The organism is Pseudomonas sp. GL_090, from assembly GCF_057837765.1.
On the sequence record NZ_CM174452.1, the window covers coordinates 1,900,981 to 1,927,013 of the forward strand.

The 26,033-nt window shown below is 59.7% G+C and carries 21 protein-coding genes and 4 tRNA genes; 15 read left to right on the forward strand and 10 right to left on the reverse strand.

The annotated features are described in order from the left end of the window. Positions 1–110 precede the first annotated feature (110 nt). The gene (locus AC3ITA_RS08465) at positions 111–335 is read right to left on the reverse strand and encodes a hypothetical protein (RefSeq protein WP_008051046.1); all 225 of its coding nucleotides are present in this window, start codon (positions 333–335) and stop codon (positions 111–113) included. A 1,007-nt stretch (positions 336–1,342) separates the two neighbouring features. On the opposite strand from AC3ITA_RS08465, the gene AC3ITA_RS08470 reads away from it, so the two are divergent. Together AC3ITA_RS08470 and AC3ITA_RS08475 are read left to right on the forward strand one after the other, a co-directional pair. Next, positions 1,343–1,666 (forward strand): SEL1-like repeat protein, encoded by a 324-nt coding sequence (locus AC3ITA_RS08470; RefSeq protein WP_080925238.1) that lies wholly within the window; start codon positions 1,343–1,345, stop codon positions 1,664–1,666. A 175-nt stretch (positions 1,667–1,841) separates the two neighbouring features. Further along, positions 1,842–3,206: a DNA recombination protein RmuC gene (locus AC3ITA_RS08475; RefSeq protein WP_172435401.1), complete on the forward strand. Its 1,365-nt coding sequence runs from the start codon at positions 1,842–1,844 to the stop codon at positions 3,204–3,206. Positions 3,207–3,312: 106 nt separating this feature from the next. On the opposite strand, the gene AC3ITA_RS08480 is transcribed toward AC3ITA_RS08475, so the two are convergent. Further along, a complete protein-coding gene (locus AC3ITA_RS08480; protein WP_095945938.1) occupies positions 3,313–6,783 on the reverse strand; it encodes a hybrid sensor histidine kinase/response regulator in 3,471 nt (1,156 codons plus the stop codon). Between the two features lie 352 nt (positions 6,784–7,135). Here AC3ITA_RS08480 and AC3ITA_RS08485 point away from each other — a divergent pair, with 352 nt between their 5' ends. From AC3ITA_RS08485 to AC3ITA_RS08495, 3 genes are all read left to right on the forward strand, one after another. Further along, positions 7,136–7,447: a cupin domain-containing protein gene (locus AC3ITA_RS08485; protein ID WP_095945939.1), complete on the forward strand. Its 312-nt coding sequence runs from the start codon at positions 7,136–7,138 to the stop codon at positions 7,445–7,447. A gap of 105 nt (positions 7,448–7,552) precedes the next feature. Further along, positions 7,553–8,704, forward strand: a complete 1,152-nt coding sequence (locus AC3ITA_RS08490) for a TDT family transporter (protein WP_489279998.1) — start codon at positions 7,553–7,555, stop codon at positions 8,702–8,704. Positions 8,705–8,800: 96 nt separating this feature from the next. Continuing rightward, the gene (locus AC3ITA_RS08495) at positions 8,801–10,675 is read left to right on the forward strand and encodes an MFS transporter (protein ID WP_095945941.1); all 1,875 of its coding nucleotides are present in this window, start codon (positions 8,801–8,803) and stop codon (positions 10,673–10,675) included. A 125-nt stretch (positions 10,676–10,800) separates the two neighbouring features. On the opposite strand, the gene sugE is transcribed toward AC3ITA_RS08495, so the two are convergent. From sugE to rdgC, 3 genes are all read right to left on the reverse strand, one after another. Then, a complete protein-coding gene (sugE, locus tag AC3ITA_RS08500) occupies positions 10,801–11,115 on the reverse strand; it encodes a quaternary ammonium compound efflux SMR transporter SugE (RefSeq protein WP_414929338.1) in 315 nt (104 codons plus the stop codon). Positions 11,116–11,233: 118 nt separating this feature from the next. Next, positions 11,234–12,199 (reverse strand): bile acid:sodium symporter family protein, encoded by a 966-nt coding sequence (locus AC3ITA_RS08505; RefSeq protein ID WP_414929339.1) that lies wholly within the window; start codon positions 12,197–12,199, stop codon positions 11,234–11,236. A 147-nt stretch (positions 12,200–12,346) separates the two neighbouring features. Then, complete coding sequence (gene rdgC, locus AC3ITA_RS08510) at positions 12,347–13,267, reverse strand: recombination-associated protein RdgC (RefSeq protein WP_007969735.1); 921 nt, start codon at positions 13,265–13,267, stop codon at positions 12,347–12,349. Between the two features lie 159 nt (positions 13,268–13,426). Here rdgC and AC3ITA_RS08515 point away from each other — a divergent pair. The 4 genes from AC3ITA_RS08515 to AC3ITA_RS08530 all read left to right on the forward strand — a co-directional run bounded on the left by AC3ITA_RS08515 (position 13,427) and on the right by AC3ITA_RS08530 (position 13,969). Beyond that, a tRNA-Val gene (locus tag AC3ITA_RS08515) sits at positions 13,427–13,502 on the forward strand. Positions 13,503–13,521: 19 nt separating this feature from the next. Then, positions 13,522–13,598, forward strand: a tRNA-Asp gene (locus AC3ITA_RS08520). A 199-nt stretch (positions 13,599–13,797) separates the two neighbouring features. Continuing rightward, positions 13,798–13,873: transfer RNA gene (locus AC3ITA_RS08525), tRNA-Val, on the forward strand. A gap of 19 nt (positions 13,874–13,892) precedes the next feature. After that, a tRNA-Asp gene (locus AC3ITA_RS08530) sits at positions 13,893–13,969 on the forward strand. 190 nt (positions 13,970–14,159) lie between these two features. Here AC3ITA_RS08530 and AC3ITA_RS08535 read toward each other — a convergent pair. After that, positions 14,160–15,296 (reverse strand): catalase family protein, encoded by a 1,137-nt coding sequence (locus tag AC3ITA_RS08535; protein ID WP_414929340.1) that lies wholly within the window; start codon positions 15,294–15,296, stop codon positions 14,160–14,162. 28 nt (positions 15,297–15,324) lie between these two features. Next, complete coding sequence (locus AC3ITA_RS08540; protein WP_150674192.1) at positions 15,325–17,127, reverse strand: di-heme-cytochrome C peroxidase; 1,803 nt, start codon at positions 17,125–17,127, stop codon at positions 15,325–15,327. A 269-nt stretch (positions 17,128–17,396) separates the two neighbouring features. Here AC3ITA_RS08540 and bamJ point away from each other — a divergent pair, with 269 nt between their 5' ends. The 5 genes from bamJ (at position 17,397) to AC3ITA_RS08565 (ending at position 20,093) form a co-directional block, all read left to right on the forward strand. After that, on the forward strand, positions 17,397–18,113 hold the full coding sequence (gene bamJ, locus AC3ITA_RS08545; RefSeq protein ID WP_007974985.1) for a BamJ family beta-barrel-assembly machinery protein: 717 nt from the start codon (positions 17,397–17,399) through the stop codon (positions 18,111–18,113). A 292-nt stretch (positions 18,114–18,405) separates the two neighbouring features. Next, positions 18,406–18,861 carry a YkvA family protein gene (locus AC3ITA_RS08550; RefSeq protein WP_150674193.1) on the forward strand — a complete coding sequence of 152 codons (456 nt, stop codon included), beginning with the start codon at positions 18,406–18,408 and terminating at the stop codon, positions 18,859–18,861. 114 nt (positions 18,862–18,975) lie between these two features. Beyond that, complete coding sequence (locus AC3ITA_RS08555) at positions 18,976–19,317, forward strand: helix-turn-helix domain-containing protein (RefSeq protein WP_095945247.1); 342 nt, start codon at positions 18,976–18,978, stop codon at positions 19,315–19,317. Then, positions 19,314–19,685, forward strand: coding sequence for a hypothetical protein (locus AC3ITA_RS08560; RefSeq protein WP_007898892.1), 372 nt, complete (start codon positions 19,314–19,316; stop codon positions 19,683–19,685). The genes AC3ITA_RS08555 and AC3ITA_RS08560 overlap by 4 nt, the downstream gene beginning before the upstream one ends. After that, positions 19,686–20,093 carry an SEL1-like repeat protein gene (locus tag AC3ITA_RS08565; RefSeq protein WP_489280001.1) on the forward strand — a complete coding sequence of 136 codons (408 nt, stop codon included), beginning with the start codon at positions 19,686–19,688 and terminating at the stop codon, positions 20,091–20,093. A 24-nt stretch (positions 20,094–20,117) separates the two neighbouring features. Here AC3ITA_RS08565 and AC3ITA_RS08570 read toward each other — a convergent pair whose 3' ends face one another. Continuing rightward, on the reverse strand, positions 20,118–21,908 hold the full coding sequence (locus AC3ITA_RS08570; protein WP_489280003.1) for an EAL domain-containing protein: 1,791 nt from the start codon (positions 21,906–21,908) through the stop codon (positions 20,118–20,120). A 145-nt stretch (positions 21,909–22,053) separates the two neighbouring features. Then, positions 22,054–24,135, reverse strand: coding sequence for a carboxy terminal-processing peptidase (locus tag AC3ITA_RS08575; RefSeq protein ID WP_172435380.1), 2,082 nt, complete (start codon positions 24,133–24,135; stop codon positions 22,054–22,056). Positions 24,136–24,273: 138 nt separating this feature from the next. On the opposite strand from AC3ITA_RS08575, the gene AC3ITA_RS08580 reads away from it, so the two are divergent. After that, positions 24,274–25,236 carry a zinc-binding dehydrogenase gene (locus AC3ITA_RS08580; protein WP_489280004.1) on the forward strand — a complete coding sequence of 321 codons (963 nt, stop codon included), beginning with the start codon at positions 24,274–24,276 and terminating at the stop codon, positions 25,234–25,236. Positions 25,237–25,350: 114 nt separating this feature from the next. On the opposite strand, the gene AC3ITA_RS08585 is transcribed toward AC3ITA_RS08580, so the two are convergent. Further along, complete coding sequence (locus tag AC3ITA_RS08585) at positions 25,351–26,004, reverse strand: HAD family hydrolase (RefSeq protein ID WP_095945207.1); 654 nt, start codon at positions 26,002–26,004, stop codon at positions 25,351–25,353. Between the last annotated feature and the right edge of the window lie 29 nt (positions 26,005–26,033).

Below are 26,033 nucleotides of genomic sequence, written 5' to 3' on the forward strand. Positions count from 1 at the left end.
CCGTTATATCGGATCGTGCTTAGCCGTGATTCGAGGAAAGGGAAATATCGGGTAATAAAAAGCCCCGCTTTTCGGGCAGGGCTTTCGGGTTTTTCAGCCTTTCTGGCGTTTCAGGCAACCAGTGCCTGACGGGTACGCTCGATCACGGCCTGCAGCGGCTCGGCGCTGGAGTATTGATCGGGGTACAGGCGTTCGCTGTGACGAGCGATACCGTGTTCGTTGACCAGGGTGAAGCTGAAGCAGCCTTTGCGAGCGGCCATGATCAGGCAGTTCATTGGTGCAAAAGCATTGGTTAGGGTGCGAATGGCATCCTGAGTCTGGATTTGAGTAGACATTATTGGGTGTTCCTACAAATGACACGGATAAGAACCGTGCAACGTTAAAACGTTCCAGTAACGTCGATCACCATTGATCGAACGAAGAACCCGACTGGAACAAAGCAGCCAGTTTGAAGCGCTGACAAGTTGGCGCGCTTGGGCTGGCAGGTAGGTACTTAGGAGGGCAGGCAACACATCAAGGGCAAAGGTTCTGGGCCCGGGGTGAAGATCCTGATCAATTTGCAGGTTGGTTCGAGCAGAGTAGGCAGGCGGAACAACACCCTTTGCTTTCGATTCAAAGGTTGTGTTGGCGCAAGATTTACCTGGAAACCATCGAGGTGGTCGATCCCGCTTGTTCGGTGGAGGCTTCCGTCGGGAAGGCTGACCGGGGGGATTTGTTCGACCAGAATTGACTTTCAGCTTGGTACTAACGCTGCGGATACTAACGGATTGAACCGGCCAAGGGAAGTGTGATAGCGAAAAGAATTTCCCGGCGGGTGCCTGATCGGGCTGTTTTGCCTTGTGGAGGCGCGGATAAAGCTGCACGGTCTGGGATTGATACGCCCTGTTTCGGGACAGAACCCGACCACCGGTCATCGACGTTTGTAGCAGTGCAGCCGTCTGGATACCGGGTTTGCCAGGGCTTATCCCCAGGCACGACAAAAAAATGCGCCGAAAAAGGGCGTCGATATAACCATCGCAAAGGCACTTGTGCACATTAGTTGCGCGGTCTGTCACCCCGCTGTCATCTCTCGTTCAAGCGTAATGGCTGCCTGTAACCAAAATTTAAGTCAATGAAAAACATCGCTTTTTTTTACTGGTGAAAAAATCGTCAGTTTGACTGCGAGCCCCATTCCACAGGGCTTTGAGCGAGTTAGAAGGCGGTTGTCCACTGAGTTATCCACAGCTTCTGTGGATTGTCCCGAGCGCTTGCTCTAGGACGGGCGTGCCGGGATATTTTCAGCTTTACCTGTAAGAAAAAGAGAGTAAAGTTGCGCGCCTTCTGATCTGCCCCACAGTGCTTTATGAAGTTTCGCTCAGCCTCTGTTTCCTCTTCCTCCACACCGCCCTCTGTTGCCCCTACCAAGCGCTTTTCCATGCGCGTGGCGGAGTGGCTGTTGGACAGTCCGCATCTGGGCGAAAACCGTAACGTCAAACACATCGCCGGACGTCTGCTCAAGCAACCGGCCCGTGAAGGCGTGGTGGCTGCGCAAAGCCGCCTTGGCCAGTTGATGTGCCGCGAATGCGGGAATGCCCGGGACCGCCGGATCGGTCAGGACCTGTTGCGTCAGGCCGCTCGGGCGGGCGATCACCGCGCTCAACAGGAACTGGGGCTGATCGAAGACTGAGCTGTCCAAGACCGGACGCCTTGGTTAACCTTCAGGCTTTACCCGAATGGCAGGAGTGGCTATGGCAATGGACTTGACCAGCGTATTGCTGGGGCTGGCAGGGGCCGCGTTGCCGTTGCTGGTATTGGCCTGGCAACTGCAGCGTCGGGCCAGCACCACGCAAGCCGATGTCGCGCTGCTGCAAGAACGCCTGGCCATGGCGCAACTGGCGCAGGACGGATTGAATGCCCAGCTCGAATCCAGCCGCGATGAAGCGGCTGATCTGGCCCAGGCCAATGCCACTAAACAGGCTGATCTGGCTGCGCTGCGTCGTGAAGTCGAACTGCTGCAGATCGAGCGCGACGACGCCCGGGATGCCGCCCATGCATGGAATATCGAACGCGCCGGCAAAGAAGCCGAGTTGCGCCGTCTGGATGCCCAGGCCGCGTCGCTCAACGCCGAATTGCGCGAGCAACAGGACAGCCATCAGCAACGCCTCAATGACCTGCAAGGTTCGCGGGACGAGTTGCGCGCGCAGTTCGCCGAACTGGCGGGGAAAATTTTCGATGAGCGCGAGCAGCGTTTTGCCGAAACCAGCCAGCAGCGCCTGGGGCAGTTGCTCGATCCGCTCAAGGAACGCATCCAGTCCTTCGAAAAGCGTGTCGAGGAAAGCTATCAGAACGAGGCCCGTGAGCGCTTCTCCCTGGCCAAGGAGCTGGAGCGTCTGCAACAGCTGAATTTGCGCTTGAGCGATGAAGCCACCAACCTGACCCGTGCCTTGAAAGGGCAGAAAACCCAGGGCAATTGGGGCGAGCTGATTCTCGAACGTGTGCTTGAGCATGCGGGGCTGGAGAAGGGCCGTGAGTACCAGACGCAGGTCAATCTCAAGGGACCGGACGGCGAGCGCTTCCAGCCGGACGTGATCATTTATCTGCCAGGCGACAAGCAGGTGGTGGTCGACTCCAAGGTCAGTCTGACGGCCTATCAGCAGTATGTGGCGGCTGAGGACGAGGCTATCGGCCAGATCGCCATCAAGCAGCACGTGCTGTCGTTGCGAAATCACGTCAAAGGCCTGGCCGGCAAGGATTACAAACGCCTGGATGGCTTGCACAGCCTGGATTTCGTGCTGCTCTTCGTGCCGATCGAGGCGGCGTTTTCTGCCGCGTTGCAGGCTGAGCCGACGCTGTTCCAGGAAGCATTCGACCGCAACATCGTGATCGTCAGCCCGACCACCTTGCTGGCGACCCTGCGCGTCATCGACAGCCTGTGGAAGCAGGAGCGCCAGAGCCAGAATGCCCGGGAAATTGCCGAGCGGGCCGGGTGGCTGTATGACAAGTTCGTGCTGTTCATTCAGGATCTGGACGAGGTCGGCAATCGCCTGCAGCAACTGGACAAGGCCTACAGTTCGGCACGCAACAAGCTGACAGAGGGACGCGGCAACCTGGTCAGCCGCAGTGAACAACTCAAGCTGCTGGGTGCGCGGGCGAGCAAGAGCCTGCCGGCGGACTTGCTGGAGCGTGCGATGACTGATGTGGATGGGTTGGTCGAGTTGCCGGAGTAGCTGAAAAAGCTTCGCGAGCAGGCTCGCTCCCACATTGGAATGCGTTCTCCTGTGGGAGCGAGCCTGCTCGCGAAAAAACTGGAAGCATCACCGCACAACCCAGTGATTACAATGGTATGTAGCGGCTCAACAACGCCCGCAACGCCGCCGGTTTCACTGGTTTGGCCAGATAATCCAGCCCCGCGGCATGCACCAGGTCAACCGTCTCCGGCCGGCCATCGGCGCTGATCACCACCCCCGGAACCGGTTCGCCCATCTGTGTGCGCAACCAGGCCATCAAATCGGTTCCGGTCTCGCCATGATCGAGGTGGTAATCCACCAGCGCCAATTGCGGGCGCATGCCTTCGTCAAGCAACGTAGCGCATTCCTCGCGATTGCGCGCGGTCCAGACCTGGCAACCCCAGCGGCTGAGCAGGCTGTTCATGCCGATCAGGATGCTGTCCTCGTTGTCGATACACAGCACCTGCGCGCCATTGAGCAATTTGCCATTGAGCTCGGCGACCTTGACCGGCGCTGCGGTTTGCGCCCGGGCCAGCGGTACGCTGACGCTGAACACGCTACCGCGTCCCGGCCAGGAGCGTACGCGCAAGGTATGACCGAGCACGCGACATAGCCCGTCGGCAATCGCCAGCCCCAGACCGAGGCCTTTTTCGGCCCGTGTCTGGTGGCTGTCGAGGCGCTTGAACTCTTCGAAAATCACCTGCAGCTTATCTTCCGGAATGCCTGGCCCACGGTCCCAGACTTCCAGGCACAGTTGATCCTTGTGCCGGCGAACCCCCAGCAGCACCGGTCCTTTGCCGTAGCGGAAAGCGTTGGTCAGGAAGTTCTGCAAAATCCGCCGCAGCAGTTTGATGTCGCTGTCGACGCGCAACGTGCTTGCGCGAACCCGGAACTCCAGTTTTTGTTGTCGCGCCAGCGCTTTGAACTCTGTACCGAGGGTATCGAACAGTTCTTTCAGGGCGAATGGCTGGCGATTGGGGTTGATCTTGCCGTTCTCCAGGCGGGAAATGTCCAGCAGGTCGCTGATCAAGTCCTCGGCCGAGCGCAGCGAGCTGTCCAGGTGTTCGACCAGTTTCCGCGCTTCGCCGGACAACCCGTCGTCCTGATGGGAGAGGGCGGCGGAGAACAGCCGCGCCGCATTCAACGGTTGCATCAAGTCATGGCTGACGGCCGCGAGGAAACGGGTCTTGGACTGGTTGGCCGCCTCGGCGGTGCCCTTGGCTTCGGTCAGGGCAACGTTGAGCTGCGACAATTCGTGAGTCCGTTCGGTGACCCGTCGCTCCAGCCCTTCGTTGGCTTCGGTCAGCGCTTGCTCGGCTTCGCGGAACGCGGTGATGTCGGTGAAACTCATGACGAAGCCGCCGCCCGGCATCGGGTTGCCGATCAGCTCGATCACCCGGCCGTTGGGGAACAGGCGCTCGGAGGTGTGCGCGCGGCCCTGACGCATCCAGTGCAGACGGCGCGCGACGTGCACTTCGGCTTCGCCGGGGCCGCACAGGCCGCGCTCGGCGTTGTGGCGAATGATGTCGGCAATCGGCCGGCCGACTCTGATCAGGCCATCCGGGTAGTTGAACAAATCCAGATAACGACGGTTCCAGGCCACCAGTTTCAGCGACTGGTCGACCACGCTGATGCCCTGGGTGATGTTCTCGATGGCGCCCTGCAGCAAGGCACGGTTGAACTGCAGCACCTCCGAGGCTTCGTCGGCGATGCGCACGACGTCCTCCAGTTGCATCTCCCGGCCCTCAATGGCGGCTTTTACCACCGCGCGGGTCGAGGAGGCTCCAAGCACACCGGCCAGCAAGCGTTCGGTATGGGCGATCCATTCACTGTCGGCGTTCTGGTTCGGGTTGAAGCCTTTGCCCTGGCGATAGGCAAAACGGATGAAGCTTTGACGGGCGCGTTCTTCGCCGACGAAGCGCGCCGCCAGTTGCAGCAGGTCGTCGATCTGCACCGCCAGCATCGAGCGTGCGCTGGGGCGGGCGCTGATTTCCTGGCCGATGAAGCGGCCCGCCTGCCAATGCTCGGAAACCCGGGTACGGGACAGCACCGAGACCCAGGCGAACAGTGTGAAGTTGCCTGCCAGCGACAGCACTACGCCCTGGGTCAGCGGGGTGATCGGCAGGTTCAGTGGATTGCTGTGCAACCACGCCAGCCCCGGGAATGTGCTCAGGGACAGGCCGAGGCTATTAGCTGCAATCGGCAGGATCAAGGTGTAGAACCACAGGAAGGTGCCTGCGGCGAGGCCGGCGAAAACACCACGGCGGTTGGCCTGTTTCCAGTACAACGCACCGAGCATGGCGGGGGCCAACTGGGTCACGGCGGCGAAGGCGATCTGGCCGATGGTCGCCAGGCTGGCGGTCGAGCCCAGCAGGCGATAACTGACGTAGGCCAATAGCAGAATGACCACGATGCTGACGCGGCGCACCGACAGCATCCACTGGCGGAACACTTCGAACGGGCGCTCGGCGTTGTTGCGACGCAGCAGCCAGGGCAGCAGCATGTCGTTGGATACCATGGTCGACAGCGCGACGCTGGCCACGATCACCATGCCGGTGGCCGCCGATGCGCCACCGATAAACGCCAGCAGGGCCAGCGCCGGATGCGCCTGGGCCAGGGGCAGACTGATAACGAACGAGTCCGGCAACACCGAGCTGGGCAACATCATCTGACCGGCCAGGGCGATCGGCACGACAAACAAGGCGGCGAGGGCGAGGTAGGCCGGGAACACCCACTTGGCCAGACGCAGATCCTGGGGGTCGATGTTCTCGACGACGGTCACGTGGAACTGCCGTGGCAGGCAAATGATCGCCATCATCGCCACACCGGTCTGCACCACCATCGACGGCCAGTTGATGGTTTCCTTCCAGTACTGTTCGAGGCGCGGCGCCAGCATGGCCTGGTTGAACAGGTCGTCGAAACCGTCGTACAGGCCGTAGGTCACGAAGGCGCCGACGGCGAGGAACGCGAACAACTTCACCAATGATTCGAAGGCGATGGCCAACACCATGCCGCGGTGGTGCTCCGTGGCGTCGAGGTTGCGGGTACCGAAGACGATGGTGAACAGCGCCAATACCAGCGACACGATCAGCGCGGTGTCCTGGGCACGGGTGCCCATGGCGTCGGCACCGGCGCCGATCAGCAGGTTCACGCCGAGCACGATGCCTTTGAGCTGCAGCGCGATGTAGGGCAGCACACCGACCAGGCAAATCAGCGCCACCACCACTGCCAGCGACTGGGATTTGCCATAGCGCGCGGCGATGAAGTCGGCGATCGAGGTGATGTTTTCCTGTTTACTGATCATCACCATTTTTTGCAGGACCCACGGCGCGCCGACCAGCAACAGGATCGGCCCGAGGTAGATCGGCAGGAACGACCAGAGCTGTTCGGCGGCCTGGCCCACTGCACCGAAGAAGGTCCAGCTGGTGCAGTAGACCGCCAGCGACAGGCTGTACACCCACGCCCGCACACGCGGCGGCAAGGGCGCGCTGCGACGGTCGCCATAGAAGGCGATGGCGAACATGATGGCCATATAGGCCAGGGCGACGACGGCAATCAGCCCGGTGGACAGCGACATGGGGACTCCAGACAAAAGACTTCCGGGCCTCCCGCCCGGACAGACAGTCTCGCACGACCGCCAGCGTTAGTCAGTGTCGACCAAGGTCGTGGCGTGGTGGGGTGTCGCAGGGGAATTTGCAGTGTCTGGACTGGCCCCATCGCGAGCAGGCTCGCTCCCACAGGGATTGTGGGTGGCAGGCAAATTTTGGGAGCGAGCTTGCTCGCGATGGGGGCTTCACTGATTCAATGCAACCTCATGGCTTAGCGCAATGGCGAGTCTACTGCGATCACGTTCGGCCAGGGGCTGCGAGGCCAACCGGTAAAATTGAGTTAGCCTTGGCACCCACTCAGTTCACTCGAAGGATCGAACCATGAAGATCATCCGCAGCAAATCGTTCACTGGCGAGCGTGCCTGGGCCGCGCTGGACATCGCCAGCATGAACGGCATCACCACGCGGTTGCACTGGACCGATCAGCCCTACAAGTGGCACGTCAATGATGGCGAGGAAGTGTTCGTGGTGCTCGATGGCCAGGTGCAGATGCGGTATCGCGAAGAGGGAGTGGAGCGGGAAGCCTTGCTGGAGGTCGGTGACATTTTTCATGCCTCGGTTGGCACTGAGCATGTGGCGCATCCATTAGGACCGGCCCGGATATTGGTGATCGAATCTGAAGGGAGTGTCTGACGCTATATAAGTGATATAGATAAGATATAGAGATATTACCCGTTATATAGATATTCTATTCGGATCTAACATGGGCTCTACCTCACGAGAGGACAGGAGTTCGCCATGACATGCGCCAATCGCATCAAGCCCGGAATCAAACCTTTCAGCCATTTGCAGCATCCCCGCGAGGTGATCCGCCAGTTCACCCCCAACTGGTTCGCGGCCACCATGGGCACCGGCGTGCTGGCGTTGGCACTGGCGCAATTGCCGGTCGCCCTGCCTGCCTTGCACGCCGTTGCCGAAGCCCTCTGGCTGTTCAATATCGCTCTGTTCCTGCTGTTTACGGCGCTATACACGGCGCGTTGGGTGCTGTTTTTCGACGAGGCGCGGCGGATTTTCGGCCACTCCACGGTTTCGATGTTTTTCGGCACCATTCCCATGGGCCTGGCGACCATCATCAACGGCTTCCTGGTGTTTGGCCTGCCGCGCTGGGGTGAAGGGGTGATTCACCTCGCCGAGGTGCTGTGGTGGCTGGATGTGGCCATGTCGCTGGCCTGCGGTGTGCTGATTCCCTACTTGATGTTCACTCGCCAGGAGCACAGCATCGACCAGATGACGGCGGTCTGGTTGTTGCCGGTGGTCGCGGCAGAAGTGGCGGCCGCCAGCGGGGGCCTGTTGGCTCCGCATTTGGTCGATGCTCATTCGCAACTGGTGGTGCTGGTGACCAGCTATGTGCTCTGGGCCTTTTCCCTGCCGGTGGCCTTCAGCATCCTGACCATTCTGTTGTTGCGCATGGCCCTGCATAAACTGCCCCACGAAAACATGGCCGCCTCGAGTTGGCTGGCCCTTGGCCCGATCGGCACCGGTGCGCTGGGCATGCTGGTACTGGGCGGCGATGCACCGTTGATTTTCGCGGCCAACGGTATGCCGGGAGTCGGCGAGATTGCCGCAGGACTGGGTCTGGTGGCCGGCATCACCTTGTGGGGCTTCGGCCTGTGGTGGATGCTGATGGCATTGCTGATCACTGTGCGCTACCTGCGTGCCGGCATTCCTTTCAATCTCGGCTGGTGGGGCTTCACTTTCCCGTTGGGCGTCTATTCTCTGGCAACGTTGAAGCTGGCCAGTACCTTGAACCTGACGTTTTTCAGTGTGTTCGGCTGCGTGCTGGTGGCGTTGCTGGCGGTGATGTGGCTGATCGTCGGCAAGCGCACGGTGCTGGGCGCCTGGCGTGGCGAGTTGTTTGTCTCGCCGTGCATTGCCGGATTGAAGAAATAACCGGCAAAGATTAGGTAAGGTGTGGCCTGGATCGACTTGTGATAATCCAATAAGAATCCAGGCCACTCGTTACCTAACATCAGGGACACATGGAAGATGAGTCACCCTTCACAGTTCACCTTGCTGCGCACCCGGCGTTTCCTGCCGTTCTTCATCACCCAGTCCCTCGGGGCGTTCAACGACAACGTCTTCAAACAGTCGTTGATCCTCGCCATTTTGTACAAGCTGACCATCGAAGGTGACCGCTCGATCTGGGTCAACCTGTGTGCGCTGCTGTTTATCCTGCCGTTTTTCCTGTTCTCGGCCCTGGCCGGGCAATTCGGGGAAAAGTTCGCCAAGGACGCGTTGATCCGCCTGATCAAGCTTGGGGAAATCGCCATCATGGCGGTCGGCGCCGTCGGTTTCATGTTCGATCACCTGTCGTTGATGCTGGTGGCGTTGTTCGCCATGGGCACCCACTCGGCGCTGTTCGGGCCGGTGAAGTACTCGATCCTGCCGCAGGCCCTGCATGAAGATGAGCTGGTAGGCGGCAACGGCCTGGTGGAAATGGGTACCTTCCTGGCGATCCTCGCCGGCACCATTGGCGCCGGGATCATGATGTCTTCGGCGCATTACGCGCCGGTGGTGTCCATGGCGATCATCGGCACTGCCGTGCTCGGCTACCTGGCCAGCCGCAGCATTCCCCGGGCGGCGGCCGCCACGCCGCAAATGCGTCTGAACTGGAACATTTTCAGCCAGTCCTGGGCCACGTTGAAGCTGGGCCTGGGGCAAACGCCGGCGGTGTCACGCTCGATTGTCGGCAACTCGTGGTTCTGGTTTGTCGGGGCGATTTACCTGACGCAGATCCCGGCCTATGCCAAGGAATGGATGCACGGCGACGAAACCGTGGTGACGCTTATTCTGACGGTGTTCTCGGTGGGGATCGCCGTGGGTTCAATGCTTTGCGAAAAGCTCTCCGGGCGCAAAGTCGAGATTGGCCTGGTGCCGTTCGGATCGTTTGGCCTGACCGTTTTCGGTCTGTTGCTGTGGTGGCATTCTGGTGGAATCCCGAACAGCGCCACCGGCCATGGCTGGATCGAAATCCTCGGTTTTGGCCACAGCTGGCTGGTGTTGCTCGACATCCTCGGCCTGGGCGTCTTCGGCGGTTTCTATATCGTGCCGCTGTACGCGCTGATTCAGTCACGTACGGCGGAGAACGAACGGGCGCGGGTGATTGCCGCCAACAACATCCTCAATGCGTTGTTCATGGTGGTGTCGGCGATTGTCTCGATCGTCTTGCTGAGTGTGGCCGAGCTGTCGATTCCGCAGCTGTTCCTGGTGGTGTCGCTGCTGAACATCGGTGTCAACGCCTACATCTTCAAGATCGTCCCCGAGTTCACCATGCGTTTCATGATCTGGCTGCTCAGCCATTCCATGTACCGCGTCGAGCACCGCAATCTGGATTTGATTCCCGATGAAGGCGCGGCGTTGCTGGTGTGCAATCACGTGTCGTTCGTCGACGCGTTGCTGATTGGCGGCGCGGTACGTCGGCCGATTCGCTTTGTCATGTATTACAAGATCTACAACCTGCCGGTACTGAACTTCATCTTCCGTACCGCGGGGACGATTCCGATTGCCGGGCGCCAGGAAGACATCCAGATATACGAACAAGCCTTCACGCGCATTGCCCGGTACTTGAAGGACGGGGAGCTGGTGTGCATCTTCCCCGAAGGTAAGCTGACCGCCGATGGCGAGATCAATGAGTTCAAGAGCGGGCTGACGCGGATTCTCGAAGAGACGCCGGTGCCGGTGATTCCGTTGGCCTTGCAGGGGTTGTGGGGGAGTTTCTTCAGCCGCGATCCGGGCAAGGGACTGTTTCATCGCCTGTGGTCGCGGGTGACGTTGGTGGCGGGGCCGGCGGTGGCGGTTGAAGTGGCGGAACCGGCGAAGTTGCAGGCGTTGGTGGGGGAATTGCGCGGGGCAGTCAGATAACAGTTGTTTGAGCGGGCCTCATCGCGAGCAGGCTCACTCCTACAGGGATCGCGGGTGTGGTGAAAATCTCCGACACACCATAAAACCTTGTAGGAGTGAGCCTGCTCGCGATTGGCGGTAGTCGCTTAAGCGCTGACCTTGAGCCCAACGAGTCCGCTAATGATCAACGCCACACTCGCCAACCGCAGCAGCGCCATGGATTCGCCAAACAGAATGATCCCGGCGATCACCGTGCCCACGGCGCCGACCCCGGTCCAGATTGCATAGGCCGTACCCAGCGGCAATTCCTTCATTGCAAGGCCGAGCAAGCCAAGGCTGATCGCCATGGCCGCAACGGTCAACACAGTGGGGAGCGGGCGGGTGAAGCCGTCGGTGTACTTGAGGCCGACGGCCCAGCCCACTTCGAACAGGCCGGCGAAAAACAGAATGATCCAGGACATGAAGACCTCCATCGTCTGACGGGGTCGTCCCCTGATTAATGACTCGATCGAGCCGCGAGGTCGTCCTCGCGATGGGCAATAGAGTGCCCAGCATTAACCCGGGGATCAAGTTTTTGAATCAGTCAGTCGCCTGCTGTGCAGCCATTTCCAAATCCTGTTTCTCACTCATGCGACGGAAATACGTGGAGAGCAATGCCCCGGAAATATTGTGCCAGACACTGAACAGTGCACTTGGCACTGCCGCCAGCGGTGAGAAGTGTGCGCTCGCCAACGCGGCGCCCAACCCGGAGTTCTGCATACCGACTTCCAGGGCCAGGGACTTGCGCTGGGCCAGAGGCAGCTTGAACAGGCGCCCGGTGAAGTAACCCAGCAGGTAGCCGAAGCTGTTGTGCAGCATGACCACGGCCATGATCAACAGGCCGGACTCTGCGATCTTCGCCTGGCTGGCGGCGACGACTGCGGTGACGATGATCACGATGCTGACCACCGATACCAGCGGCAACACGTCCACGGCGTGGCGAACCTTGTCGCCGAGCACCCGTTGGGCAACCACGCCCAGCACGATCGGCAACAGCACCACCTGCAGGATCGACCAGAACAACTCCATGAACGACACCGGCAACCAGGCCGAGGCCAGCAGCCAGATCAGGGCTGGGGTCAGCAGCGGGGCGAGGAGGGTGGTGACGGCGGCGATGGCCACCGATAGCGCCAGGTCGCCACGGGCCAGCCAGGTCATCACGTTCGACGAGGTGCCGCTCGGGCAGCAGCCGACCAGAATCACGCCAACGGCGATTTCCGGCGGCAAGTGGAACACTTGGCAGAGCAACCACGCCACGCCAGGCATGATCACGAAATGGGCAACCACGCCCAGGGCCACGCGCCATGGATGGCGAGCGACTTCGGCGAAGTCTTCGAGTTTGAGGGTCAGGCCCATGCCGAACATCACCAGCCCCAGCAAGGGCACGATGGCGCCTTTGAGGCCGATGAACCATGCTGGTTGCAGAAACGCCACGACAGCGAAAATCAGTACCCAGTAAGCGAAGGTGTTGCCGACAAAACGACTCAATGCAGCCAGTGCGCGCATGGCTTGATCCTTTTTTATAAGTAGCATCACTAAACCAATGTAGGAGCGAGCCTGCTCGCGATTGCGGACTGACATTCAACAATGATGCTGACTGACATTCCGCTATCGCGAGCAGGCTCGCTCCTACAATTTGGACATCGCCAGGGTTTAGATGCCTTGCGGAGTCTCTTCGCCACCCAGCGCTTCAACCAGCGCCGGGAGGAAGTCGCCGAAAGTCAGCATCATCAGGGTGAAGCTGGCGTCCAGTTGGCCCAGGGCTTCGTCGCCGCCGTCCTGTTCCGCCTGGTCTTGCAGCAGGTCTTCGAACTTCAGGCGCTTGACCACCATTTTGTCGTCGAGGACGAACGACAGTTTGTCCTGCCAGGCCAGGGACAGTTGAGTGACCACTTTGCCGGTGCTCAGGTGCAGCTGGATTTCTTCGCTGGTCAGGTCCTGGCGCTTGCAACGCACAATGCCGCCGTCTTCGTGGGTGTCGCGCAGTTCGCACTCGTCCAGCACAAAGAAGTCGTCCGCGGCTTTCTGGGTGGTGACCCATTCGGTCATGGTCGCGGTCGGAGACATCTTCACGGTCAGTGGGCGCACCGGCAGGGTGCCGATCACTTCACGCAGGGTCGACAGCAAGTCTTCGGCGCGTTTCGGGCTGGCCGAGTTGACCAGAATCAGGCCCTGTTTCGGCGCGATGGCGGCGAAGGTCGACGAGCGACGGATAAAGGCGCGGGGCAGGAAGGCCTGGATGATTTCATCCTTGATCTGATCGCGTTCCTTCTTATAGACCTTGCGCATTTGCTCGGCTTCGATCTCTTCGACCTTTTCCTTGACCGCGTCACGCACGACGCTGCCCGGCAAAATACGTTCTTCCTTGCGCGCGGACACCAGCAGGAAGTCACCGCTGACGTGTACCAGTGGCGCATCTTCGCCTTTGCCGAACGGCGCGACGAAACCGTAGGTGGTCAACTCCTGGCTTGCACATGGGCGCGCCAGTTTGGTGGCCAGTGCAGTTTCCAACGCCTCGGCATCAACAGGCAGATCTTGGGTCAGGCGATAGATAAGCAGGTTTTTGAACCACATGGGGTGAGTCTCTCCTTTATACAAAGGGGGGCATTATTGTCTTCGCCGTGCCATAGGCCAACCCTTCTCTAAGCCTTTGGAAGGGCTCGGAAAATTATTTTAAAAAGTGCTTGCCAGAGGTTGGGTCGCTCCGTAGAATGCGCGCCACACCGAAGCGAAGGGTGATTAGCTCAGCTGGGAGAGCGTCTGCCTTACAAGCAGAATGTCGGCGGTTCGATCCCGTCATCACCCACCATTCGTTTTCAGTGTTACGCGCAGCGGTAGTTCAGTCGGTTAGAATACCGGCCTGTCACGCCGGGGGTCGCGGGTTCGAGTCCCGTCCGCTGCGCCATATTCGGTAACCTGGAACACTGAACGCCAGGTCACCACGGAAAAGCCCGCTTAGGCGGGTTTTTTTCTGCCTCAAGTTTCACTGTTGTTCCTGTGGGTTGCATCGTTTCACCGGTTTTTAGATTTTTTTGAAAAAAACTTCAAATAAATCAACACTTTATAAAAACCTGTGGCATAATGTGCCCCGCAACGAAGGTAAAGGGTGATTAGCTCAGCTGGGAGAGCGTCTGCCTTACAAGCAGAATGTCGGCGGTTCGATCCCGTCATCACCCACCACTTACTTTCAACGCTACGCGCAGCGGTAGTTCAGTCGGTTAGAATACCGGCCTGTCACGCCGGGGGTCGCGGGTTCGAGTCCCGTCCGCTGCGCCATATTCGGTAACCTGGAACACTGAACGCCAGGTCACCACAGAAAGCCCGCCTTGTGCGGGCTTTTTGCTGTCTGGCGTTTGGCTTTCCTCGCTCTCTGTAGGAGCGAGCTTGCTCGCGAAGGTCGTGAACGATAACGCGTAAACTCAGATACCCAGCGGCGCCCATGGCTTCTTCGCGAGCAAGCTCGCTCCTACAGTTCGGCATTGCGCCTGTGGCGGTAATCGCTGACGGCTTCATACACGGCCTTGCGCAGGCGATTGATCCCGCCAATCGGACGGTGCGCCTCGACGCCAAACCAGGGATTGAACGACTGGTTGTCGCATTGCAGGTTCAGCGCCGGTGTATCGAAGTCCTGCGCCGGCACCTTGATCCGCGCCACCGTCTCGAAGGGCGCATCGCTCTCGCGCCACTCAATGCTGGTGTCTTCAATCGGCATGTACTTGTTGGCGTCCTGTCGCTGGATTTGCAGGACGAAACACGCGGGCATCCGGTCGGTCGACAGCTGTTGGTGCAGCGCATTGCGCAGAAAGTTCGGCAGCTTGCGATTCTGTTCCGGCAGGTTGTAGGCCGGGCAGCTATCCGGATCGGGCATGACCCGGAACTTCGCATTGGCTTCACCGAACTTGTAGGGTGAAACCGAAAAATACGTCGTCTGGGTCGGGCTCGACGGGGCGGGGGCCAGTGTCGCCAGGGCAATGAACAGGTGGCGAACCTGCCACGTGCGTGGATCCCGGCCGGGGAAGAAGGCCATCATCTTTTTACCGTCGGCCTGGGCGGCGACGTTCTGACGGTATTCGGCGACATTACTGACAAAGAAGTTCGGGTGGCTGAACATCACAAAGTCCTGTTGGCTTCGCCCCTGCTGATCGCTCAACAGTTGCTTGCCCGGCACATCGAACAGTTTGATCGCCATGCCCCGGGCATCGCGGATGCTGTCGAACTGCGGGTAGGCATTGCCGTTGGACAGCCGCATCGTCGCTTGCCAGGTTTTGCCCGGCTCGCTGAACACGCCCTGGCGCAGTTCGCCTGGCAATTCCGGCAGCACCTGAACCTCGGCCTTCACACAGCCGTGGGCCTTGGCATGGGCGTCGCGCAAATAGCGGGTGCTTTCACGGTGCTGATCGACGATGCGCACGGCGGTCTGGATGATGTCCCGGGTCATCGCGGCTTCACCGTCCGCAATCAACTCCTGCGTCGAGACCGGCCCGCGCTGCTGCCAGGCAAACCAGGCGCTGGCCAGGGCCCAGCCAAGCACGCCGAGACCCAGTAACCACAGCAACAGCTTGCCGAGAAAGGCGCCCAGGCGCAGCCAAAGTGTAATCAGCATGGGAAAGTCCTTTTGACTGAGGCGGTGGTCATGGCAATTGCGCTTCCAGCGGGCCGCCCAGCACTTTCAGGTATTCCAGCAGGGCCCAGCGTTCTTGCGGCTGCAACCCGCGGCCGATTACACCATTGCCGAGTTTGCCGGCGCGGAATTCATGGCCACTGTTGTGGTTGCCGGTGATTCGCGTATCGAACAGAAATCCGTTGGTAAAGGCTTCGGTGCGATAGCCCAGGTGTCCCGGGTCGTATTCGAACGTGCCTTTATAGAACGTGGTCGCACGCTCATCCTGAGGCGACAGCAATTGATAAAGGCTCGGCACCGAACCGTTGTGCAGGAACGGCGGTGTCGCCCATACACCCGCCAATGGCCTGGCCTTGTACGAACGCAACTCGCGTACACCGATTGGCAGGCCGAAACCGTCCATTAAAGGACGCTCTGCAGGGGTGACATTGGCGTCTTGATACGCGCGGTCCCGGACAAATGCGGTGACGTAGGCCAGCCCCTTGGCCACGGACATCTTGCTCAGGTCCAGTGGTTCGTCGGGTTTTGGCTCGACATCGAGTTTTTCCAGTTCCGCCTGCTTCCATTGCAGCGCTGTCAGGTCGAAGCGGTGGTCAGCGATGTTGTTGGCCGCGCCGGGGTCGGTGCCGATGTAATCCACCGGGAGCATTTTCAGGTGCTGAACGTATCGCCCCTCGCCCTGGGTGGTGCGCGGTACATGACAACCTGCGCAGTTTTCGGCGAACAAGGCGCGCCCCTTGGCTGCCAGGGGTTTGTCGACCGCGCCCAACAGTTCTTCCGGCCAGGCTGGAGGCGCGAGTCGTTGCAGGGTTTGTTCGATCAGGTGCAGATCGCGCACGCGGACACTGGAGGGATAGCGGGCATCGCCCGTCAGTGGCTGGCCGTTTTTGTCGAAGAAGTTCAGCGTGGCACCGACGCCCAGCGCCTCGCCGATGTTGCGGGCCATCGGTTGTTTTGCCGAGCCGTTCCACTGCACCCATTCGAACGTCCACATGTCCCACAACTGCGGATAATCGACCGGGGCATTGGCTACGCGGTAGTTGTCGGGGGATATCGCATCACCGAAGCTGGCATTGGCGATGCGCCCGAAGGCGTCTGTGCGCCCCGGGCCTTCCTCGGTCGGATAGAGCCCGCGATGGGTGTCGTTCCAGGCCACCTTGAGGAAGGTGTCCAGTGAAGATTTGAAATCTTTGCGCAACTGTTGGTGGCGCGTCTCGTAGTCCTGACCGAGCACGTTGCGTGCGAAGCGTTCGAATTTCCACGGGTTGTAGTAAGTGGAGGCGAGGCTGGCCACCAGGGCCTGTCCGAAACTGCCCCCTTTGAGCGTAGGAACACTGGACGGCAGCACATGCTGCGCCGAGCCGCCGTCGATACGCACGGCCTGGCCCTTGAAACGCAGTTCACCGGTGTGACAGGCCGCGCAGGTGATATCCAGAAACACATCCGGGCTCCCCGCGTTCTGGTGCCGGGTAAAGCCTGCGGGGAGGTTGCCAGGGTTGTTCGGTATCGGTTTCTGGCCGGGGTCCACCAGGAAACCGAAGCGGGCGAGGTATTCGGGGGCGGCGAATCGTTGTTGCGAGAAGGGCAGTTCGAGGGCGGTGAACCAGTCGTAGCGCAAGCCTTTGACCTGAGTGCCCTGGGGGGTGAAGTAATAGGTCTCGCGATCGGCGGCGCTCCATTGCTCCAGGTAATGCACCTGTTGTGCAGGCGACCAGGCCGGCAGCTTCGGGTTGGCGACGTAGTAAAGCACCACGGCCATGATCAGCCCGAGCAGTACTGTGATGAGAACCAGCAAGCGAAGGAAGAGGCGCAAGATAAACGTCCTTGTCGAATGATCATGCCGTTATGCCCGAGTACCCAGGATGCGGCAAGAGGCCATTACGCCAGATGTTGTAGGTTCAGGAATCGGCCTGCGTCGGATCAAGATGAAAGAAGCTTCATCAGCCGAATTGTGAAAAGCGTTTAAACACCTGAACTTATCAATTGTTTCCAGCTCTCATGCCGGTAGCCATTGGTCGTGGCGGCCTGATAAGCTCGCGGCTTTACTCGATTGCCCTTTAGGCGCATGAACAAGGAAATAGCATGAAACAGCATCGGTTGGCGGCGGCGGTAGCCCTGGTTGGCCTGGTACTCGCGGGTTGTGACTCGCAGACCAGCGTAGAGCTGAAAACTCCGGCGCAAAAAGCTTCCTACGGCATTGGTCTGAACATGGGCAAGAGCCTGGCTCAGGAAGGCATGGATGACCTGGATTCCAAGGCTGTAGCCCAGGGCATCGAAGACGCCGTCGGCAAGAAAGAGCAGAAGCTCAAAGACGAAGAACTGGTCGAGGCGTTCGCCGCACTGCAAAAGCGTGCCGAAGAACGCATGGCCAAGATGAGCGAAGAGTCGGCAGCCGCCGGCAAGAAATTCCTCGAAGAAAACGGCAAGAAGCCTGGCGTGACCACCACCGCTTCGGGCTTGCAGTACGAAGTCGTGCAGAAAGCCGATGGCCCTCAGCCAAAGCCGACTGACGTAGTGACCGTTCACTACACCGGCAAGCTGACCAACGGCACCGTATTCGACAGTTCCGTCGAGCGTGGCAGCCCGATCGATCTGCCGGTCAGCGGTGTGATCCCGGGTTGGGTCGAAGGCCTGCAACTGATGCACGTTGGCGAGAAGTACAAGCTGTACATTCCTGCTGACCTGGCTTACGGCGCTCAAAGCCCAAGCCCGGCGATTCCAGCCAACTCGGTGCTGGTATTCGACCTGGAACTGCTGGCCATCAAGGATCCGGCAAAAGAAGACGCCGCTGCCAAGTAACCAGCGCCTGCTTCGATAACAACGCCTCGCTCATGCGGGGCGTTGTTGCATCTGGCGTTCGGCGGGGGTAAACAAAACGAACAGGCGCTCTAGGCCGGAGTCTTAGGCATAGTGGTGTTGGCGGTAGTCGCACAAGGCCGCCAAGTCAATGAAATTATGGGTTTTTTTTGATGAGTAAAAAACGCCCGATCTGAACGCAGACCTTGTAAAACGGGGCTTACAGCGATGAAAAGCAGCTCTGTTCACAAGGTTATCCACAATTTGTGTGGATAACATTTCAACGGGAGGAATGATGAAAGCACCCTGGAGTTTCGCTCGTTTCCTGCCACTGGCCGGACGCCTGTTGGCACGCGGTCGATTGCCGACCCTGTTGTTCGCGGTCGCCAGTAAAGTTGCAAGCCAGGGCAACCGGTTGGGCAAGCTCAAGGATGACTTGCGCCTGATGCAGGCACTCTGCCTGGCCTACTGGCGTGGTGAGTATCGCGCCATCAGCCCCAAGGCGCTGATTTCGGTGGTCGCGGGCCTGATGTACTTCCTCAGCCCGGTGGATGCGATCCCGGATTTCATTCCATTATTTGGCATGTTCGATGACATCGCGGTACTGGCATGGCTGATGAAAGTGCTCGACGACGAGCTCAATGCCTTCCGCGCCTGGCGCAAACGGCAAGTGCCGGAGAAGCTCGCGGTGGTTGAGCGTCTGCCTGATACCCCCGAGCAACTTCAACTTCAAGGCCCGAAAAAACACTGAGTCGATTTTGACCTGTTCACAGATTGATGTCCCCCGCGACCTTGGCCGCTGTTAGGATTACACTTCTAGGGAAAAGTGCTGACTCGCTAAGTGTTGTTGTCCTACGGGGTAGTGATGGATATTCAGATAATTACACGCGAAGGCGAGCCCGAATATGCGGTTCTGCCATGGGCTCAGTATCAGGCGTTACTGAAAGCAGCGGGTATCAAGGAGCAAGCGTCACCTCAAGCTGCAAAGCTTCAGGCGGCAACACCAGACGCGATTCTTCCGGGTCTGGATCAACTACGCAGTTTGCGTGAGGGGAAGGGCATCGCCATCGAGGCGTTGGCCCGCACGGTAGGCATCAGCCCGTCTTACCTGGCCATGATCGAAAGTGGCGAGCGTCTGCCCGACGCCGCGATTCGTCGCAGCCTGGCCTGGGAATTGACGGTGCCTGGGTGGAGGGATGAATCGTGAGCGTACGCATCAGTCGTCAACACTGGGACGGATTGTTGGGCGAACTGGATCAGGCGCGTCGCCAGCGCCATCTGTTGACGTATCGGGCATTGCTGGAGCGTTTGCAGCTGCCGACCCCGGCCATGCAGACCCTGACCGCGGCCCTTGAGCATCTGGCGGCCCTGGACGCCAGGGCGGAGCAGCCATTGCGCAGTTCGCTGGTGATCAGTCAGGGCGCCAGCCGCTTGCCGCGCACTGGATTCTTTGAGTGTGTCGAGCGTCTCGGGCGTTTTTCCGGGCCGTCGGACGGCGTTGCCGCCGCGTCTTGGCATGCGTCGGAAGTGGTGCGGGTGTTCGAGTACGAATACCCGGAATCGGCGGAGGCCTGAGTGTTCTTGCAACTCAAGGCGCGGGTCGGTTACTGGCTCGCGCGCCGATTGTTTCACTGGTCATGGTTTGTCCGTCAGCCTCGGGGCTGGCACTGGCTCGAAGGCCAGTTCGCCCGCATGGCCAACCTGGGCAATGTCGGCGCCCAGAGCTTCTATGGGCACATCCTGGCGTTTCGCGGCGTCGGCCTCGGTGCTCGTGAGGAGGGCGTGCGTTTGTTGCGCCTGGCGGCCTTGGCGGGCGATGGCAAGGCGGCGTATCAAGTGGGCGTGATCAGTTTGGCCGGGACGGCGAGCAAGGCTCCGGATCCGGTTGAGGCCGCGCGGTTCTGGGAGATCGCGTTGAAGGCCGGGCATCCGCTGGCGTCGATCAAGCTCGAAGAGCTGAAGTCTTCCTCGGCGCCTCGCTGATTGGACTGTTGCCGAAAAGCTCCCTTATCGATGCCCGGAAACGAGCAGCTCTTCAACCGTCGACACTACCCGGCTATCAATCACATGCACGCTATGGCCCTGCACATTCTTGGCATGGTGCTTGGCCTGTGATGCCATCTCGGCCAACTGGCTCGCATCGAGTTGTTCACAGGCCTGTGGATGCAAATGCACAACGCCGATCGACAGTGACAACAACGCAAACTCCTGGCGCTGTCCCTGGCGATTCGGTGCGATGAAGCAGCCGGCTTCCAGGTGTTCGCTGCGGTAGAAGCGCCGGCACTGACTCTGGAAGTCGCCCTGCAACTGGTTCAAACGTTTGCGCCAGTCTTCCGGGCCAAGCACCAGCAGGAAATCATCGCCGCCGATGTGTCCGACGAAGTCGCGGGACGGGTCGACGCGGTCGTTCAGGCATTGCGCCAGGCACAGCAGGACTTCGTCGCCGCGACCATAGCCGTAGATGTCATTGAAGGGTTTGAAGCTATCAATGTCCACGTAGCAGATCACTGATTCCCGTCGCTGTTGCAGCAGCCGTGTCAGGCATTGCTGGATCGGCACGTTGCCCGGAAGCAAGGTCAGCGGGTTGGCGTAGCGGGCCTGCTGGATCTTGAGTTCCGTGATCAGCTTGAGCACGTCAATCACCCGTCCCAACCCGAGATAGTCGCCGTTGAGGGTAATGATGAAATCTTCTTCGATGCGCTGTCGGGCGCGGCTGGTGATCAGGCGACTGACCTGTTGCAACGACTGGCTCAGCTCGACAGCGAGGAAGTCATCGTTCATCAGGCGGCTGATGGGCTTGCGGGCGAACAGGTCGGTGGCAAAGGGCTTGAGCAGAGCGTCGGAGAGTGAATGACGATGGACAATGCCGCAGGGCTGACCCTGTTCATCCAGGACTGCCAGTGAGTTCAGGTTGGCCTGGCGACGAAAGGCTTCGAGCACCATGGCGGTCGGGGTATCCCGGTTAACCGCGGGTAGTTCGTTGAGCAGGGCGCTGAGGTCGCTGCCGTCTTCGCTCAGTACGACGGCGGTGCTGTCCTGTCGGGGCATCAATGCCCGGGCATCCCGTGGCGGGTGTTCCTGGGGGCGGCAAAGCAGATAGCCCTGCACCAGGTCCACGCCCATTTCGGTCAGCACCGTGAGCTCTTCGGCCAGCTCGATACCTTCGGCAATGACTTGTGCCCGCGAGGCCTTGGCGATTTGCAGGATCGAGCCGACGAACTCGCGCTTGAGCGCATCCTGATGAATGCCATCAATGAAATGCCGGTCGATTTTCACGTAATCGGGCCGCAGCTCGGACCACAAGCGCAAACTCGAATAGCCCGCCCCCAGATCATCCAGCGCAATCGAAAAGCCCATCGCCCGATAGTGATGCAGGGCGGTTTGCAGCAACTGGAAATCATCCGTCGGCGTCTGCTCCGTGAGCTCGATGACCACCTGGCTGGGCGCAATGCCGAAGTTCTGCAGCAATTGCAGGGTGCGCCCCGGTTGATGGGCCGCTTCGAGCAGAGACTCCGGGGACACGTTAAGGAACAACAGGCCAGGCAGTTGCTGTTCATTGAAACGTCGGCAAGCGCTTTCGCGGCAGGCAATTTCCAGTTCGCTCAGGCGTCCGGCCTGGCGGGCGACGGCGAACAGAGCGACAGGGGAGTGCAGAGGGCTGTTGGAGGGGCCGCGACTGAGGGCTTCGTAACCTAGGATGCGTCGCTCAGAGAGGCTGATGATTGGTTGGAACAGACTGTGTAAACCGCTTTGACTCAGGATCGAGTTCAAGGCGCTCAGCTGTTCGGTTGTGGTCATGGCGATCTCTGGCAATAAAAAAAGGACCGGGCGTGCCCTTGGTAAAAAGAGCACGCCCGGTCCTTTATTTCACGACAGAATGATGACTGTTTGATGACGCTACAGGGCCGTCAGCATTAAATTGCCATCAGTTGTTTGTACAAACTCAGTGCTTGGCCACTGCCGTGTTGAGTTTCAGGTAGTCCAGCAGAATCCGCCCTGTTTCGCTGAGGTAGGCGTCGTCCTCCGGCTTGGTCTTGTCGTCCTCGGCCGCAATGGCGTCCTCGTCTTCTTTCTTCAGCTCTTTGAGCGGTTCTTCGCCCTTGGCCTTGCGACGGATGTTTTCCATGGTCAGCTGTTTGGCTTCGATGTCGGCGTGCTGGGCGCGACGCTCGACTTCATTGAGGCTGACGGTTTTCTCGGTCATCAGTTTCTGCGCCAGGGCCAGCTTGTCGCGGATGAACACGAACTCCGCATCTTTGGCCGTGCGCACGTCATGCTCGGATTGGAGCTGCGAAATGTACGGTTTGAACGGGTCGAGCGCAGGTTTGATCGCCGCCTTGATGGTGTCCCACGGCATGGCTTCCGGCAGGGCGCTTTCACCGATTTCCTTGGTGTCGATGATCGACGGGTAATCGATGTCCGGCAAGACGCCCTGATGCTGGGTGCTCTGCCCGGAAACCCGGTAGAACTTGGCCAGGGTCAGTTTCAGTTCGCCATGGTTGAGTGGCTGAATGGTCTGCACGGTGCCTTTGCCGAAGGTCTGGCCGCCGATGATCAGTGCGCGGTGGTAGTCCTGCATGGCACCGGCAAAAATCTCCGAAGCCGAGGCGGACAGGCGGTTGACCAGCAACGCCATCGGGCCTTTGTAGAACGCGCCCGGGTTTTCATCTTCCAGTACATCGACCCGGCCATCGGCGTTACGCACGAGCACGGTCGGGCCTTTGTCGATGAACAGGCTGGTCAGCTCGGTGGCTTCTTGCAAGGAACCGCCGCCGTTGTTGCGCAAGTCGATGACCACGCCGTCAACTTTCTCTTTCTGCAACTCGGTCAGCAGTTTCTTGACGTCGCGGGTGGTGCTCTTGTAATCCGGGTCGCCGGCACGGAAGGCCTTGAAGTCCAGATAGAACGCCGGGATCTCGATGATGCCGAGCTTGTAGTCCTTGCCGTCCTGCTTGAGGTTCAAGACCGATTTCTTCACGGCCTGATCTTCGAGCTTCACCGCTTCACGGGTGATCGGCACGATCTTGGTGGTCTGGTCGTTCGGCGCATTGCTGGCCGGGATGACTTCCAGGCGCACCACGGTGCCCTTCGGACCACGGATCAGCTTGACCACTTCGTCCAGGCGCCAGCCCACGACGTCGACCATTTCCTTGTTGCCCTGGGCAACGCCGATGATCTTGTCGGCCGGTGCAACCTGCTTGGTCTTGTCCGCCGGACCTGCCGGCACCAGGCGCACGACTTTCACCTGGTCGTTATCGCTCTGCAACACGGCACCGATGCCCTCGAGGGACAGGCTCATGTTGATGTCGAAGTTCTCCGCGTTATCCGGCGACAGATAGTTGGTGTGCGGGTCGTAGGACATGGCGAAGGTGTTGATGTACGCCTGGAAGATGTCTTCCGCGCGGGTCTGGTCCAGGCGCGCCAACTGGTTCTTGTAGCGCTTGGTCAGGGTTTCCTGGATTTGCTTGGAGTCCTTGCCGGCGATCTTCTGACGCAGGACTTCGTCCTTGACGCGTTTGCGCCACAGGTCGTCGAGTTCCGCGGTGGACTTGAGCCAAGGGGCATCCTTGCGATCGATCAGCAAGGTTTCCTTGGTGGTGAAGTCGATCTTGTCGACGCCCTTGTTCAGCTCGGCAAGGGCGAAGTCCAGACGCGCCTTGACGCGGTCCAGGTAGCGCTTGTAGATGGTGAACCCGGCGTTAAGGTCGCCGCTCTTGAGGAAATCGTCGAACTGCGTCTTCCACTTGTCGAATTCGGCAATGTCGCTGGCCATGAAGTAGCTGCGCGACGGATCCAGCAGCTTGAGGTAGCTGTCGTAGATGATCACCGAGCGCGCGTCATCGAGTGGCGGCTTGCTGTAGTGGTGGCGCTTGAGCAACTCCACGACGTTCAGGCTGGCGATCACTTCGTCACGATCGGGTTGAAGCTTGTCCCAGCTATTGGCTGCGAATGTATTGCTCGACATCGGCAGCAAGCCGATACCGATGAACAAGGCGAGGGCAGTGCTGGGGAACAGATGCTTCATGCTGATTCGACGCGGGGACAATTGATAACGCATATTAGGCCGTCTTTGAAGTCGCCGGTTCTTTGGGAGCCGGTCGCATAATGCAAAAAGCCCGGCGCTACAGCTTCGGGCTCAGTCCAGACTCACTATGGAGGCACTGTGAAAGCATTGCAAGGCGTTGACGGTCAAGTGGTGTGGGTTGATGAGCCGAGTCCTACATGCGATGTAGGGCAAGTTCGCATCCGAGTGTCGGCAGCGGGTCTCAATCGCGCCGATTTATTGCAGAAAGCCGGCCTTTACCCGCCACCACCGGGGGCTAGTCAAGTGCTCGGTCTAGAGTGCTCGGGGGTCATCAGCGAGGTGGGCGCCGGGACCTCCTGGCAGGTTGGTGATCGGGTTTGCGCCTTGCTGGCCGGGGGTGGGATGGCCGAAGAGGTGGTAGTCGACGGGCGGCATGTGCTGCCAGTTCCCGACGAAGTGTCACTGGTCGAGGCGGCTGCATTGCCAGAAGTTTATGCAACAGTCTGGTTGAATTTGTTTCAACTGGCTGCGCTCAAACCGGGTCAGAAAGTGCTTCTGCATGCCGGGGCAAGTGGAATCGGTTCAGCGGCCATTCAGCTGTGCAAGGCGTTCGGCAACCCCTGCTGGGTCAGTGTCGGCTCCGCCGAGCGATTGGCGTACTGCGAAGCACTGGGCGCCCAGGGCGGCGTGTTGCGTAATGGCGATCTGGAGAGCCTGAGGGATCTGGGGCCGTTCGATGTGATTCTCGACCCGGTGGGCGGCAATTACTCGGCATTGAACCTCAAGCTGTTGGCCCAGGATGGCCGCTGGGTATTGATCGGTCTGATGGGCGGCCGTGAGGCCAAACTGGATCTGGCCCAGATGCTGGCCAAGCGTGTGCAGTTGCTGGGTTCGACCCTGCGCAGCCGTGACGATCAATTCAAGGCCGATCTGTTCAGCGATCTACGCCTGCATGTGTGGCCGCTGTTCGCCGAGGGGCGCTTGAGCCCGCAACTGGCCAGGACATTCCCGATCAAGGATGCCGAGGCAGCGTTTGCCGAGCTGGCGAGCAATACCGTAGCGGGGAAGGTGGTGTTGGTGATTGACGAAAGCCTGAGCTGACAACACAAAAACCTGTAGGAGCGAGCCTGCTCGCGAAAGCGGTGGATCACTCGACGTTAATGTTGACTGACCTTCCGCAATCGCGAGCAGGCTCACTCCTACAAGGGATACGAGTTACTTCCAGAGATGGATCGGCCAGCCCGCCTTTTCAGCCTGCTCGCGCAACACCGGATCCGGGTTCACCACATGCGGATAATCCACCTTCAGCAACAGCGGCAGGTCATTGCGTGAGTCGGAATAGAAACTCGCGCCTTCGAGGTTTTCCTCCTCTGCATCCAGCCACTCCAGCAAACGGGTGATCTTGCCTTCGCGGTAGGTCAGGGTGCCAACGGTATGGCCGGTGTAAACGCCATGGTCCACTTCCAGTTCGATACCGAGAATCTCGTCGATGCCCAGGCGTTCGGCGATGGGGCCGACCAGGTGGGTGCCCGAGGCCGAAATCACCAGAATCCGGTCACCGGCCTTACGATGCGCCGCGATGGTTTTGGTGGCGTCGCTGAAGATGATCGGTTCGACGAAGTCTTCCACCCATGGGCCAACCAGATGCTCGACCTCTGCGGGCGTACGACCGATCAACGGTTCCAGGCTGAAGGCCATGTAGTCCTCCATTGCCAGATGGCCCCTGCCGTACGCATCCATCAACTCCTTGTCGCGACGCAGGAACGATTCGCCATCGACCCAGCCGAGGCGGACCATTTGCTCGCTCCAAAGCGAGGCGCAATCGCCGTGGATCAGGGTTTCGTCCAGATCAAAAATTGCCAGGGCCATCAGTGCAGTTCTCTCTTCAGCGTCAGCAA